The organism is Haloarcula vallismortis ATCC 29715, from assembly GCF_000337775.1.
GTDB classification, from domain to species: Archaea; Halobacteriota; Halobacteria; order Halobacteriales; family Haloarculaceae; genus Haloarcula; species Haloarcula vallismortis.
In genome coordinates, this window is sequence record NZ_AOLQ01000040.1 from 93,171 (window position 1) to 107,102 (window position 13,932).

General features: G+C 64.1%; 11 protein-coding genes. 2 read left to right on the plus strand and 9 right to left on the minus strand.

Going from position 1 to position 13,932, the window contains the following annotated elements; all coding sequences use genetic code 11:
• Window positions 1–5: 5 nt before the first annotated feature.
• The 6 genes from C437_RS10420 to C437_RS10445 form a co-directional block, all read right to left on the minus strand.
• Complete coding sequence (locus C437_RS10420; protein ID WP_004516913.1) at window positions 6–1,169, minus strand: branched-chain amino acid ABC transporter permease; 1,164 nt, start codon at window positions 1,167–1,169, stop codon at window positions 6–8.
• Between the two features lie 139 nt (window positions 1,170–1,308).
• Window positions 1,309–2,298, minus strand: a complete 990-nt coding sequence (locus C437_RS10425; protein ID WP_004516914.1) for a branched-chain amino acid ABC transporter permease — start codon at window positions 2,296–2,298, stop codon at window positions 1,309–1,311.
• Window positions 2,295–2,993, minus strand: coding sequence for an ABC transporter ATP-binding protein (locus tag C437_RS10430; protein ID WP_004516915.1), 699 nt, complete (start codon window positions 2,991–2,993; stop codon window positions 2,295–2,297). The genes C437_RS10425 and C437_RS10430 overlap by 4 nt, the downstream gene beginning before the upstream one ends.
• Window positions 2,990–3,799 carry an ABC transporter ATP-binding protein gene (locus tag C437_RS10435; protein WP_004516916.1) on the minus strand — a complete coding sequence of 270 codons (810 nt, stop codon included), beginning with the start codon at window positions 3,797–3,799 and terminating at the stop codon, window positions 2,990–2,992. The genes C437_RS10430 and C437_RS10435 overlap by 4 nt, the downstream gene beginning before the upstream one ends.
• 2 nt (window positions 3,800–3,801) lie before the next feature.
• Window positions 3,802–5,214, minus strand: a complete 1,413-nt coding sequence (locus tag C437_RS10440) for an ABC transporter substrate-binding protein (RefSeq protein WP_004516917.1) — start codon at window positions 5,212–5,214, stop codon at window positions 3,802–3,804.
• Between the two features lie 100 nt (window positions 5,215–5,314).
• The gene (locus tag C437_RS10445) at window positions 5,315–6,019 is read right to left on the minus strand and encodes a helix-turn-helix domain-containing protein (protein WP_004516918.1); all 705 of its coding nucleotides are present in this window, start codon (window positions 6,017–6,019) and stop codon (window positions 5,315–5,317) included.
• 153 nt (window positions 6,020–6,172) lie between these two features.
• Between C437_RS10445 and ppc the strand changes: the two genes are divergently transcribed.
• Entirely contained in the window at window positions 6,173–8,869 is a 2,697-nt protein-coding gene (ppc, locus tag C437_RS10450; protein ID WP_004516919.1) for a phosphoenolpyruvate carboxylase, read from the plus strand.
• A 75-nt stretch (window positions 8,870–8,944) separates the two neighbouring features.
• On the plus strand, window positions 8,945–9,397 hold the full coding sequence (locus C437_RS10455) for a universal stress protein (protein WP_004516920.1): 453 nt from the start codon (window positions 8,945–8,947) through the stop codon (window positions 9,395–9,397).
• Between the two features lie 23 nt (window positions 9,398–9,420).
• Here C437_RS10455 and C437_RS10460 read toward each other — a convergent pair whose 3' ends face one another.
• From C437_RS10460 to glpA, 3 genes are read right to left on the minus strand one after another with little or no spacing between them, the layout of a single operon-like run.
• A complete protein-coding gene (locus C437_RS10460) occupies window positions 9,421–10,797 on the minus strand; it encodes an anaerobic glycerol-3-phosphate dehydrogenase subunit C (RefSeq protein WP_004516921.1) in 1,377 nt (458 codons plus the stop codon).
• Window positions 10,794–12,068, minus strand: coding sequence for a glycerol-3-phosphate dehydrogenase subunit GlpB (gene glpB / locus C437_RS10465; protein ID WP_049919733.1), 1,275 nt, complete (start codon window positions 12,066–12,068; stop codon window positions 10,794–10,796). Before glpB ends, C437_RS10460 begins: the two co-directional genes overlap by 4 nt.
• On the minus strand, window positions 12,058–13,788 hold the full coding sequence (gene glpA, locus C437_RS10470) for an anaerobic glycerol-3-phosphate dehydrogenase subunit GlpA (RefSeq protein ID WP_004516923.1): 1,731 nt from the start codon (window positions 13,786–13,788) through the stop codon (window positions 12,058–12,060). Before glpA ends, glpB begins: the two co-directional genes overlap by 11 nt.
• Window positions 13,789–13,932: the final 144 nt, after the last annotated feature.

Here is a 13,932-nt window from a genome sequence, read left to right on the forward strand (position 1 = left end):
TCTCGTCATTCCGACTCACCCCAGAGTTTCGCCGGGAGCGCCTTTGCGAACGTGCCACCGAGACGCGTCCGCAACGTCCCAAGCAGGCCGTCGGGGACGTAGAGGACGAACAGCACGAACACGAGGCCGACATAGAGGCTCGCGTGGCCGTTCAACAGCAGGTCGATGAGCCCGCCGATGGTCGTGTCGCCGACGAGCGTGGCGTCCAGCGTCTCCTGACCCAGCAGTGCGCGAAGGTACGGCAGGAGGCCGCCGCCCTGCCCGGCCTTCGAGAGGAACTCCCGAACTGTCTCGTCGAACAGGTGGCCGTACAGCGACCCGGCGAGCGTGCCGAAGCCGCCGATAATACTCGCCAACAGGGCGTCGCCGGTCACCAGGAAATAAAAGGAGTTCTCCGGGCTGGCCGACCGCTTGAAGCCGGCGAATAGTCCACCGGCGACGGCGGCGAAGAAGCCGCTGATGGCGAAGGCCCCGAGCTTGTACAGGTACGTGTTGTAGCCGACGGCGATGGCACGGTCTTCGTTTTCCCGGATGGCTATCATCACCCGGCCGAACGGGGAGTGGATGACTCGCTGCATGGCGAAATAGCAGGCAAGGACGACGAGGCCGATCATGTAGTACGACACTTCCGTCCCTGACAGCGTCGACCCGAGCAGTGCCACCTCATCGCCGGTGAGGACGCCGATAGACAGCGACAGTTGGTCGATGCCGGGGACGCCGATCTGGAACCCCTCGACGTGGCTCGGCCCGACCGCCGGACCGTCGCGTGGGTTGGTCGCCACGTAATCCCAGCCGCGGACGAACACGTAGAACACCTGCGCGAAGCCGAGCGTAATCATCGCGAAGTAGACGCCCGAAAGCCGGAACGATACCAGCCCGACGAGCATCGCCAACACGACGGCGATGAGGCCACCGACCAGCAACGACAACATAAACGGCGTTCCGGGGCCGAGCAGCGGCATCTTCCCGTTGGCGATGAGGATGACCGTGTACGCGCCGGTCCCGTAGAACACCGCGTGGCCGAACGAGAGGTAGCCGGTGTAGCCGCTGATAAAGTCGAATGAGATGGCAAAGAGACCGAAGTACAGCACGCCGACCATCGTCTCCACCGTCGGCAGGAGCATCTGCGTTTCCGCGCCCACCGCCGAGTTCAACAGCGTGTGATACACCGGCGGGTACAGCGCCAGCAGGGCGATGACGACGATGTGGGCGGTGTGGTCCCGCAGGTACTCGCGGGGCCACCCGGTCTCGACGGTCGTGGTGGCCTGTGGCTCGGACGCCGCCTCGGCGTCGGTCTCGGTTTCGGCGCTAATGGCCCCCCACCTCCTCGACGCCGAACAGGCCCTGCGGGCGGACGATGAGCGTCACCACGAGCACGAGGAACAGCACCAGTTCCGGCAGCCCCGTGAACTGGATGGCGTTCTGGAACCACCAGGTCGTCACCGCGTCGGCCATCCCCACCACGAGGGCGGCGACGACGGTCCCGCGGAACGTGCCGAGGCCGCCGACGATGACGACGATGAACGCCGGCAGCAGTGTCTCGGCCGCCAGCGGGACGCTCGCGCCCCACGTCGGGTCCCACATCAGCAGTGTGCCGGCCGCGCCGGCCAGACCGATACCGAGCGCAAACACGACGGTGAACACCTGGCGAACGTCGATGCCGAGCGCCGACGCCATCTCGGTGTCCTCGCTTCCGGCACGGATGTACAGCCCGTAGCGGGTCTTCGTGAGGAACGCCCAGATGCCGACGACGGTCACAATTCCCAGCAGTATCTGGAACAGCGACATCCACCCGGCGCTGACGGGGCCGAGGGCGACTGGTTCCCGGAGAAACTGGGGCTTTGTCGCCAGCGCGGCCTGCCAGTCCGACAGCGGCTGGAGGTCATAGATTCCCAGCACGATGCGGACGACCTCCTCAATGACCAGCGTCAGCCCGAACGTCAGCAGGATCTGGTATATCGGCGGCCGGTCGTACAGCGGCCGGATGATGGTCGTCTCGATTGCGCCGCCGAGCACCGTTAACAGCGCGAACACGACGACGATGGCGACGAAAAACAGCCCGAGACGCGTCAGCGGCGCTGTCCCGCCCGTTACGGTGACAACCATCAGGAGGCCGCCCAGATATGCGCCGACCATCGTCAGCGACCCGTGGGCGAAGTTCAACACGCCCATGAGGCCGAAGATGAGGGTGAGGCCGCTGGCTATCATCACGTATAGCGCCGACTTGGCGAGCCCGCTGACAATGACGCCGCCGAGTTCGCTGAGCGTCAGAAACTCCGCGAGCGCTTCGAGTATCATGCAGACAGGTACCTCCTGAACCGCTCGTCATCGGCCGTGACGTTCCCAGTCTCGCCGTCGTCGACGACCCGGCCCTTGTCGAGGATGTAGAACCGGTCGGCCAGGTCCAGCGCCAGCGGGAGGTTCTGCTCGACCAACAGCATCGTCACGTCGTCGCTCGCTTTCGACAGCGCCTCGGCCACGTCAGCGACGATTTGTGGGGCCAGTCCTTCGCTCGGCTCGTCGACCAGCAACAGGTCGTTATCACCAACCAGCCCGCGGGCGATGGCGAGCATCTGCTGTTGGCCCCCCGACAGCGTGCCGGCGTCCTGGCCCCGCCGCTCTTCAAGGATGGGAAAGGAATCGAAGGCCAGTCGGAGGCCGTCGCGCACGTCGTCGGGCTCCGGAATCGCCGCCCGGAGGTTCTCCTCGACCGTGAGCTGGCCGAATATCCGGCGGTCCTCCGGAATCCAGCCCAGCCCCCGCGACGCGACTTCGTGGGTCTCCAGCCCGACCAGCGATTCGTCGCGGAACGTGATCGACCCTTCGCGGGGCGGCGTCAGCTGGAGAATCGTCCGGAGGGTCGTCGTCTTGCCGACGCCGTTGCGGCCGGCCAGCGCGACCACCTCTCCCTCCTCGACGGCGAGGTCGACCCCTTCGAGGATGTGGCTGTCGCCGTAGTACGTGTGGACGCCGGCGAGTTCGAGCAGACTCACGCCGTCCCCTCCTCCGGGTCCAGTTCGGACCCGGCTGTCGTGTCGTCGTCCAGACTGCCCGGTTCGTAGCCGCCGAGATACGCCGACTGCACGTCGGGGTTGGCCCGGACCTCCGCCGGCGGGCCGTCAGCGATGACAGCGCCCTGATGCAGGACGACCACGCGGTCGGAGACGCCCATCACAATGTCCATATTGTGCTCGACCAGCAGGACGGGGTAGTCCTCCGCTACCGCTTCGATGAGGTCACGGATTTCGTCGACGCTCTCCGAGGAGACGCCGGCGTTTGGCTCGTCGAGTAGGAGGACTGCGGGGTCGCCTGCCAGCGCGATAGCGACTTCGAGCTTTCGCTTTGCGCCGTGGCTGAGTGTACTCGCAAGGTCGTCGGTCCGGTGGGAGAGGCCGACCCGCTCCAGAATCTCGTGGGCGCGCTCAGTGAATTCGTCGTAGTGATCGACGTTGCGCCAGAACGTCGTGGCGTCGTCGCTGTGGGCCTGTTCCGCGACCCGGACGTTCTCTAAGACGGTGCTGTTCGGGAAGACGTTCGTCACCTGATAGGAGCGGTGGAGGCCCCGGCTGGCCGTCTCGTGGGGGGCGGCGTCGGTGATGTCCTCCCAGGCCCCGTTCCGCCGAAGTTCGACCGTTCCTTCGGTGGGCGAAAGCGCCCCGGTCAACAGATTGAAAAACGTCGTCTTGCCGGCCCCGTTCGGACCGATGAGGGAGCACAGTTCCGCCTCCAGTTCGAAGTCGACGCTTTCAACGGCGGTGAGTCCCCCGAACTCCTTCGTCAGTCCCTGTGTTCTGAGCATACCTACAGTGAACAGCCCATCTGGTCGCTGTCCTGTGGGATGGTCGTCTCGTCCTGACTGATACGGGCCAGTGGCTCGCCGGGCATGATGGCTGCCCCCCAGTTGTCGGCCCACTCGTCGGTCGTCGGAATCGGGTTCGCGACGGTCATCGCCGACCGTGCCTGATTGTTGTACTCCTGGAAGGTGTAGCCGTTCTCGCCTTTCGGCGTGTCGGTGACGGTCATCCCCTTCAGAGCGTTGGCGATGTCCGCACCCTCTGTCGACCCGCTCTCCTGAATGGCCTGGTGAATCGCCGATGCGCCCGTGAACGTCCCCGCGGTGAAGAGGTCTGGGACGACGCCGTAGGCATCGGTGTAGCTCTCGACGAAGGCGTCGTTGATCGGGTTGTCGTACTGGTTCCAGTGGTAGCGCGTCGTGAACGGGCCGAGCCGGGACTCCCTGATTTTCTCCTCGGTCAGCGGTTCGCCGAGCACGCTCTGCATCGTCCCGCCGACCACGTTGTTCGTTATTCGGGTGGCGAACCCGCCGAACACCCGATAGGAGTACTCGCCCGAGAGGAACGCGTTGAACATGGCCGGCAGCGTCGCAACAGTGAACCCACCGACGACGCCCTCGGCCCCGGCTTCCTCGGCGTTGTCAAGCAGCCCCTCCCACTCGGCGTACCCCTGTTCGACGAAGCGCTCGCCGACGATATCGACGCCCTCGGCCTCCAGCACGTCCCGGTAGTTGTTGACGACGGCGCGGCCGAAGCTGTAGTCAGCACCGAAGAGATAGACGTTTGAAACGTCCGTCTCTCTGGCGACGTACTTTCCGCCCGAGCGGGCATCCATCGCGGTGTTCTCGCTGGCCCGGTAGACGAGATCGCTACAGGTTTCGGCGTTCGACGTGATATCGGCTGACGCTGCCGGCCCGAGCATGATGGGGACCTGCGCCTGATTGACGACCGTCGTGACGACCCGGCTGGCCACCGCCGAGGATGCACAGCCGGCGAGCAGGTCTACGTCCTCGTTCTCGACGAGGTTCGTCGCCGCCGTCTGGGCGGTGTCCGCCGAGAACTCCGTGTCCCGTATCAGCAGTCTGTACTCCGTGTCGTCGGCGGTAATCGTCACCTCGCCGCTGCTGGCGTCTGTCGGTGGCTCCGTCTCCCCTTTGTACGCCAGCCCGGAGAGAAAGCCCCACAGCGACTGGTCGCCGTAGTACTTCAGGTCGCCAGCGCGGGGCTGTAGCACGCCGATACTGACAGTCTGTGTCGAGCCGCTCCCGCCCGATTCACCGTTTGTGCCGCTGTCCGTCGTCCCGCCGTCCGAATCGTCCTGTTCTGTCATGGATGAGTCGTCACTGACACAGCCGCTGAGTCCGACAATCCCGGCACCGAACACGCCGAGAACGCGTCGCCGCGTAGCCGTATTCTGCATAACAAATTACTGTAGACTCGCTGCCCACATAGTGTGCTGAGTTAACATGTTAATGCGAGACGTCTCTCGTGTGAGAACGCAACTGGACAGACGGCCAGAATCAGTCCTCGATATCGTCGAGCGCCTCGACGACGCGTTCGATCATCTTCCGCTCGCCACGCCGGAGATTCTTCGAGACAGCAGGCTTGGACACGCCGAAGTCCTCGGCCAGCGACCCCAGCGTCGCGTCCCGGGGTGATTCGAAGTACCCCTCGGAGACGGCGGTTTCCAGCGTCTCGCGTTCGGTATCCGAGAGGTCACGACAGCCGTCGACGAGTGTCATGGCCGCGCCGGCGTTCTGGACGAGGTCCTGAAGCTGGGGGAGCGTCGTCGACGTGCGTTCGACCACGTCGTACTCGTTGTCGCGGTCGAGTTCCGAGAGCGTCGTGTCGGCGTCCCGGCCACGGTCAAAGCCGACGTGCCAGGTCTCGCTGCCTGCCTCGATGTGGAACGGCCCGGTGATGTAGCCGCCGTTGTCCCTGATTGTCCCCATCGCCGCCGTTTCCTCGATAGTGGTCCGAATGTGTGCGGCGTTGTCCTCGCGGCGCAACAGCGTACACTCGTTCATGTTCCCGTGGGCCTGCAAACTGCCCAGCCCCGTATCGAGTACTCCCGCGTCCTCGGCTTCCACGACCATCCGCGTCTCCAACTCCCGCACACGCTGGTCGAAGTCCCAGTGTACCGCTGCAAAGGCGACATCGTGGTCTGCCGTCGTGTCGATGAAGGGGCAGTCGTACTGCTCCATGTCGAGAGCGATATCTATCATTGGCAGTCCACTGTGTTGTGTAGAATTCGTGTGATATGGTAAAGAACCCCACGATTACTGATGCCTGGTTCCCGAAATCGGATTCTTCACGAACGTCTATCCCTGATACACCGTTTCAATAGTGTTTTAGGGCTCGGTTCTGGATGAAGTGGTATGACTTTGCACGCCAGAGAGATAAACCAGGACGTACGGGAGCTGGGTGCGCTCCTGGGCGAAGTGCTGGAGGCACAAACCTCGACCGAGGCGTTCGAAACGGTAGAAACGATTCGGAACTCGTGTATCGATTACCGACGCGGAGACACCGAGACACGGGACGAAGTCCACCGGGCGCTGAACCGACTGAACCCGGAGACCCAGGATATCGTTGCCCGCGCGTTTACCACCTATTTCGAACTTATCAATCTCGCCGAGGAGCGCGAACGGGTCCGCGAAATCCGGGAGGGCAGCCAGGAGGGCGTTCTTGCCGACAGCGTCGAGGAGGCCGTCCGGGACTTGGCCGAACGCGGCGCGGACCCGGAGGAGTTTGAGCAGGTACTCGAAGACGTGCTCATCCAGCCGACGTTTACAGCCCATCCGACCGAAGCCCGCCGGAAAACGGTGAAGGCCAAACTCCGGTCGGTTGCCCGCGACATCGAACGGCTCGACGAGCGACGACTCACCGACCGCGAGCAAAAGCGCATCGAGCGCGACCTCGACGCCGAAGTGACGAGTCTCTGGCAGACCCCGCAGGTCCGGGACCGCCGGCCCGAGGTCACCGACGAGGCGCTGAACGTCCAGTGGTACTTAGAGAACGTTCTCTTTGACGTTATCGACGAAGTGTACGACGAACTCGAGGCCACGCTCGACGATGTCTACGACGAGGACATCGATATCGACACCCTCTATGAATTCCGCTCGTGGGCCGGCTCCGACCGCGACGGCAACCCGTTCGTCACGACCGATGTGACTGAGGAAACGCTTGAGCGCCAGCGCGAGACCGTCCTGCCGCTGTACCGCACCAAGCTCAAGGAACTCTCCGGCGTGCTGAGTCAGGACGCCTCGAACATCGCAACGGACGCGCTGTTCAACGAGCGACTCGACCGTCACAAGTCCCGGCTTCCCGGCATCGCCGCGGAGGCCGAGGAACGATATCCGGACGAGCCATACCGCCAGAAGCTCCGGCTGATGCGCGAGTCAGTCATCCGGGTCAGCGATGTCCGTCAGGGCGGCTACGAGAGCGAGGAGGAATTGCTGACGGACCTCCGTGTCATTGCCGACAGCCTCCGAGAAAACGACGCCGAGGTAATCGCGGAGGCTCACGTCGACCCGCTGATCCGCAAGGTCGAGACGTTCGGCTTCACCCTCGCCAGCCTCGACCTGCGCGACCACCGGAAGATGCACACCGACGCCATCGCCGAGGCTGTTGACCGGCAAGGTATCGACTACGCGTCGATGGACGAGGAAGAGCGCGTCGAGTTCCTGACCGAGGCCATCCTGCAGGACAACACCGTCATCGACATGGAGGACACCGAAGGGCTCTCCGAGGACGCCACCCGCGTCCTCGACCGCTTCCGTGTCACCGCCGACTGGCAGAACGAATTCGGCATCGACGCTATCGATACCTACGCCATTTCGTGGTGTGAGGAGCCCAGCCACGCGCTTGAGGTCCTGTTCCTCGCTGATCAGGTCGATATCGTCGACCTGCCCGGTTACTGTGGATTCGACGTGGTTCCCCTGCTGGAGTCGGAGTATGCGCTCTCCGGAGCCCGCCGTATTATGGGCACGCTGTTCGAGAACGAGGCCTACTCCCAGGCGCTTGCGGCCCGGGACAACATCCAAGAGATCATGCTGGGCTACTCCGACTCGAACAAGGAGAACGGCTTCCTCGCCGCCAACTGGTCGCTGTACAACAACCAGAAGCGACTCGCGGACATTACCGACGACTACGACGTCGAGATGCGCCTGTTCCACGGGCGCGGTGGCTCAATCTCCCGCGGTGGCGGTCCGATGAACGACGCCATGCTGGCCCTACCAAACGAGACAGTGACCGGCCAGATCAAGTTCACCGAGCAGGGCGAGGCCATCGCCGAGAAGTACGCCAACCACGACATCGCCGAGCGAAACCTCGAACAGATGCTCAACGCCCAGATTCGGGCGCGACAAAACGCAATCGAGGAGCCGGTCGAGGAGATTCCAGACGAGTGGGAAGAAGCCATGGAGACAGCGGCCGATGCCGCCCGCGACGAGTATCAGGACCTGCTTGAGACTGACGGCTTCGTCGAGTTCTTCGAGCAGGCGACGCCGATCACCGTCATCGAGAACCTCAACATGGGCTCGCGGCCGGCTTCCCGAAGCGAGGATCGCAGCGTCGAGGACCTCCGGGCCATCCCGTGGGTGTTCTCCTGGACGCAGGCCCGCTGTATCATCCCCGGCTGGTACTCCATCTCGACGGGGCTAGATGCCTACCTCGAAAACGGCGGCGACATGGAAACGCTCCAGGAGATGTACGAGAACTGGCCGTTCTTCCAGACGAAACTCGACAACGCGTCGCTGGCACTCGCCCGTACCGACCTCGGAATCGCCGAGGAGTACGCCGACCTCGCCGACCCTGAACTCCGCGAGCGTATCTACCCGCGGATCGTCGAGGAGTACGAGGACACTGTCGAGAAGGTCCTCGAAATCACCGGCCAGGACGGCCTGCTCTCGCGCGAGTGGCTACAGGAGAACCTCGAGCGCCGGAACCCATACGTCGACCCGCTGAACCTGTTGCAAGTCCGCCTGCTCAAGCAGTCCCACCGGACCGAGACCGAGCGCCGGACGCTGCGGCTGACCGTCCAAGGCATCGCAGCCGGCATGAAAAACACCGGATAAGACGCCACACAATCGAATTACTACGAAAGTAGTACCCATCGAAGGATTTAGGCGTCTTCCTGCGGAGTAGCCGGTATGGCACTCGAAACAGTTCTTCTTGCAGTTGGACCAAACGACGCCGACCGAATCGACGAACTCGCAGATGCCGTGCTCGATATCGCGAGTCCGGCCAACGCGACGGTCATCGTTGCACACGTCTTCACCGACGACCAGTACGACGGCGTCGTCGACAGGCTCGAATTCGAATCGACCGGCGAAGCCGACCCCGACGAAGTCGCGGACCGACACACCACCGTTCGGGAACTCGTCTCGCGGTTTGAGGACGGCGGCCTGTCGACACAGGTCCGTGGTGCCGTGGGCAACCACGGCGAGCAGATCGTCAGCCTTGCCGAGGTGACGGATTCAGACCTCGTCGTCGTCGGCGGCCGAAAGCGCTCGCCGACCGGGAAGGCCGTGTTCGGCTCCACCGCTCAGGAAGTCATGCTGAACGCGCCGTGTCCGGTCACGTTCGTCCGCGGCGAGGACTGAGACCGCAGAAAACGGATTTTCGGTTACTCCACCAGCGCAGCTTCCAGCAGTTCGAGCGGATGCCGGATCTCGTAGCCGCTGCCGTGTTCCATCTGCATCGCGCAGGTCGGACACTCGGTCATACCGGTTTCGCCTTCGGCATGTTCCATGTGCTCGAACATCTCCTCGCCGATCTCCATAGACTTCTCGTACTTCTCTTCCTTCCAGCCGTAGGTCCCCGAGATGCCGGAACAGGAGTCGCCCACGTCCTCGACCGCAGCGCCGTCGAGGTCACGGAACAGTTCGACGGCCTGGCGGTCAAGGCCCTGATTCCGTGAGTGACACGGGGCGTGGTAAGCGAACTCCTCTGCCAGCTCGCCGTCCACGTCGGCCGCCTGCACTTCGCCTTTGAGGTCCTCGTGGATGCGCAGATACTCGATGGCCTCGAAGGTGTTCTCCGCCACCTCATCGATGCCCTCGATGTCGAACAGCTCGGGGTACTCCTGGCGGAGCGCCATCGAACACGAGGTACAGGAGGCGATAGCGTGGTACCCCTCCTCGACGAGTTCGGACATCGACGAGACGTTCGTCTCGGCGTGGCGGCGGGCGTCGTCGAGCATGCCGTTTGCGAACATCGGCGTCCCCGAACACTTCTGTTCTGGCGCGACGACTTCGTAGCCGAAGTGCTCGTACACCCGGACCATCGCCTTGGCGACTTCCGGCGTGTTGTAGTTGGAGTAACAGCCATGGAAGTACGCGACCTTCTTGTCGGCGTCCTCGGGGAGGCCGCGGCGCTCGCGGGCTTCGCGGGCGTTCTCCCGTGACTGGACCTGTCCGCCGCGGTCGGCCCACCAATCGCGGAAGGTCTGTTTTGCGAAGGCGGGGAAGTCGCGTTCGCTGGTGACACCAAGCGTCTTCTCCATGACCCAGCGGGCCGGCCCGAAGTTCATCGCGAAGTTCGCCAGTCGGGGGACCTTGCTCGCGAGGAACGCGGAGGTGCGGTAGTTCGCGAGAATGCGGTTGCGGATGTACTCCACGGAGAGCTTGTCCATCTGCTCGCTGACGTACTCCCCGCGAGCGGTGTTGTGCATCTGGCTGAGCGGGACGCCCGACGGACAGGCGTTGTCACAGCGCATGCAGTTCGAGCAGTCCATCACCGAGTCATCAACGGTGTAGTCGTCGTCGGACTGCTTGAGCCGCCACTGTTCGGGGCCCTGGAACTTCGGGCCGGGGAAGTCGTCGTCGACCTCCGCGACGGGACAGTTCGTATCGCAGGTCGAGCATTTGTAACAGGAGTCCGCGCCGGGCCGGAGGTCAAAGTCGTCGCTGTCGGGGAAGACATCAACTGGTTCGAACTCCTCGCCTGTATTCGGTGCTACCGGGTCAAACTCTGAATCTGGTGGGGTTTCAGCGTCACTCATCGTGCCTCCTGTGCGGCGCGCTGGCCCGCCGCGTAGCCTGTTGCAATCGAGACCCCGCTACCGGACTTCTCGGCGGCGAAGTCGTACCCGCCCAGCACGGAGCCGGCGGCGCGTAGGTTCTCGAACTCGCTGTGCTCGCTCGCGTCAAGGGGTCGCAGGTCGTCGTCGGTCGCCACGCCGTAGCGGGCGAACTCGTGGTCGCCGAACAGTTCGCCCTCGAACCAGTCGTAGCGGTCCGTCGCGTGGGGAACGTGGCAGTCGAAGACGGGTTCGTACACCCCATCGCGGTCGGACTCGACGCCCTTGCCGACGAAGCCGCCGGTCGCGAGGACGTACTGGTCGGCGCTGTTGGGGATTTTCGCCCCGTTCTTCTCGATGTACACCTGTTCGATACGGTCCTCGCCCTCGAAGTCGACGACGGGGTTGCCAGTTTCGATGCTCGCGCCGGCCTCGTCCAGTGCCGCGAACAGCGCGTCTTCGAGGCGGAGGCCGGGCAGCGACGGCGGCCCCATGGGAACCTCGAATACGTCGACACCGAGATGGTCGCCAAGTGCGTCGCGGATCGCGCCGGGGTTGTCGTCGCCCAGAATCGCCGGGAAGCCGACTCGCTCTTCGCCCTCCAGCAGTGGGTTCACGCGCTGTGCCAGCGCCTCGCGGGCCGGGACCATTCGCCCGCGAACTGCTACCTCGCTGTTGGTATCGAGCAGTTTGGCGTAGCGGGTAACCTTCGCGTCGGCGCGCAGGTCGCCCGGGAACCGGATTGTCTCACCGCGGACATCGAACGGGACGCCCGTCGCGTCGAGATGGGCAGCGACGTGGGGGGCGTCGAAGTCGACCATCTCCTCGATGCCGACAAGCAGCGTGTCCCGCGTGTCGCTGGCGAGGCCGGCACTGGCTCCAGCCGGGTAGCGGGCGGTCGGCTTGATACTCCCGCCGTGGGTCGGCAGGAGCGCGTTCGTCTCCGTGTGTTCGCCCTCGTAGGTCGGGACCGCATCGTCGAACAGCGACAGCGCATCTCGGACCGTCCCGACGCCCACTTTCCGGTACGGGTGGGTCTCGGGCAGGGACGGAATCGCCTCGTACGGGTTGGTTAGTGGACCGTCGCCGTCTGGCGTGTAGCCGAGCACATCGACCAGGCCCGACGCCTGTCGGAGCGTGCTCTGTTTGTAGGAGACCAGTCGCACATCCGCTCCCTCGCGGGCAGCAGCCAGCGCGCTGGTCAGTCCGCCGAGACCGCCGCCGATGACGAGCACCTCCGACTCAATAGCCATCTGTCCCTCCGTCGGCGGCGACGTCCGCGCTGTCGACACTGCCGCCCGTCTGTCCGCGGCCCGAATCGAACGCCGAGAAGTCGACTGGCTCGCCGTCTGCCGGGTCCTGATCGCGGTTCTGCGTGGTGGCGTGCAGTGCGTAGTTCAGCGCGGCCTGTGAGAGCTGTTCGCCCCAGAGGGCGTGTCGCTGCCCCTTCCAGCGCTCCTGAAGCAGTTCGTCCCATGCCTCGCGGACGACGGGCTCGTCGTACTCCGAGTGGAGTTCGCTCGCCATCCGGTGCGAGCAGAAACCGCCCTGACAGTTGCCCATCGACGCGCGGGTTCGGATGCGGACGGCGTTGAGGTCAGAGCCGGACCCCCTGATTGCGTCCTGAATTTCGGCGCGGGTGACGCCCTCACACGCACAGACGGTCGGATTAGGCCCGTCTGTCTTGAGCACCTCGTCGGCCCGGGAGCCGAGCCGCTCGACGCTCCGACGGCCGATGGGTGAGCGAAGCCCGAACTCGTCCATGTAGTCCCGGAGTACGGAGAAGTCCTCACTGCCCGGGAGCGGCTCGTCGGCGGTCCGGCAGTCGGCGTCGATGCCGAACTTCCCGCAGACGTGGTCGGCGATCTGTTCGCCCATCATCCGGTAGGTGGTGAACTTCCCGCCGACGATGCTGGTCATGCCGGGCAGGTCGTCGCGCTCGTCGTGGTCAAGCAGGAAGAAGTCCCGCGTGATATCCGTCGGGTCGTCGCTGCCGACGTCCGGCGGTTCGTACAGCGGGCGGACGCCCCAGAACGAGCGAATCGTCCGTGCCTCGTCAAGCATCGGAATCAGTTCCGAGAGGGTGTCGATCATCATGTCGACCTCCCACTGCTCTTCGGGGTAATCCTCTGGGTCCTCGACCTCCTCGTCTGTCGTGCCCAGAATCGCGGTCGTCTCGTGGGGCACGACGATGTCGGCGTCGCCTTTCGGCCGACAGCGGTTAATGACGGTGTCGACCTGCCGGATGTTCATGATGGTCATGACGCCCTTGGAGGGGCGGACCTCGATGTCCAGCCCGGCCATGTCGCCGATGCGACCGGCCCAGGCTCCCGTCGCGTTCACGACGTAATCGGCGCGGATCTGTTCGGTTCCGCCCTCGGTTCCGTGGACGCGCTTCCCGGGACTGGAGTCGTGTTCGACCTCGATGCCGACGACTTCGCCGCTCTCGACGAGAAGGTCGGTCACTTTGCTGTGTGTCTCGATGCGTGCCCCGTGCTCCTGTGCGCTCGCGGCGTTGGCGACGACCAGCCGAAACGGGTCGATAGCCCCGTCGGGGACGCTGATTGCCTTGTCGATGTCTTTTGCCAGGTGCGGCTCCATCGCGCGGGCCTCTTCGCCCGAAATTACTTCGGCGGGGATACCGCATTCCTCGCAGCCGCTGAGCTTCTTCTGGAAGTACTCCTCAGAGTCCTCAGGTCGCTTAACAAACAGGCCACCGGTCATTTCGACACAGTGGCTCGCGATATCCCGCAGTACCCGGTTTTCCTCGATACACTCGGTCGCGCTGGCCTGGTCCGAAACAGCGTATCGCCCGCCGCTGTGGAGCAGCCCGTGCATTCGACCGGTGGTCCCGTGGGTCAGGTTTCCCTGTTCTACGAGGGTCACGTCGAGCCCGCGCATCGCGAGGTCCCGCGCGATGCCCGCCCCAGTCGAGCCGCCACCGATGACGGCGATGTGTGGTGTCGGTCCCATCTATCTTTCCGTGATTTTGGAGCGCACACACTTCACTTTACCGTTGCTGGTGCTTGGGTAGTAAATTTTCTATGTAATAATGAAGAATACTGACACGCCATACTGCCTACTGTGAACAGTACTCACATTATTTGCAGCTGAAAA

Coding starts and splice junctions, on each gene's coding strand:
- C437_RS10425 (WP_004516914.1), bottom strand. CDS start 2,298: ATGATACTCGAAGCGCTCGCGGAGTTTCTGACGCTCAGCGAACTCGGC.
- C437_RS10435 (WP_004516916.1), bottom strand. CDS start 3,799: ATGCTCAGAACACAGGGACTGACGAAGGAGTTCGGGGGACTCACCGCC.
- C437_RS10440 (WP_004516917.1), bottom strand. CDS start 5,214: ATGCAGAATACGGCTACGCGGCGACGCGTTCTCGGCGTGTTCGGTGCC.
- C437_RS10445 (WP_004516918.1), bottom strand. CDS start 6,019: ATGATAGATATCGCTCTCGACATGGAGCAGTACGACTGCCCCTTCATC.
- ppc (WP_004516919.1), top strand. CDS start 6,173: ATGACTTTGCACGCCAGAGAGATAAACCAGGACGTACGGGAGCTGGGT.
- C437_RS10455 (WP_004516920.1), top strand. CDS start 8,945: ATGGCACTCGAAACAGTTCTTCTTGCAGTTGGACCAAACGACGCCGAC.
- C437_RS10460 (WP_004516921.1), bottom strand. CDS start 10,797: ATGAGTGACGCTGAAACCCCACCAGATTCAGAGTTTGACCCGGTAGCA.
- glpB (WP_049919733.1), bottom strand. CDS start 12,068: ATGGCTATTGAGTCGGAGGTGCTCGTCATCGGCGGCGGTCTCGGCGGA.
- glpA (WP_004516923.1), bottom strand. CDS start 13,788: ATGGGACCGACACCACACATCGCCGTCATCGGTGGCGGCTCGACTGGG.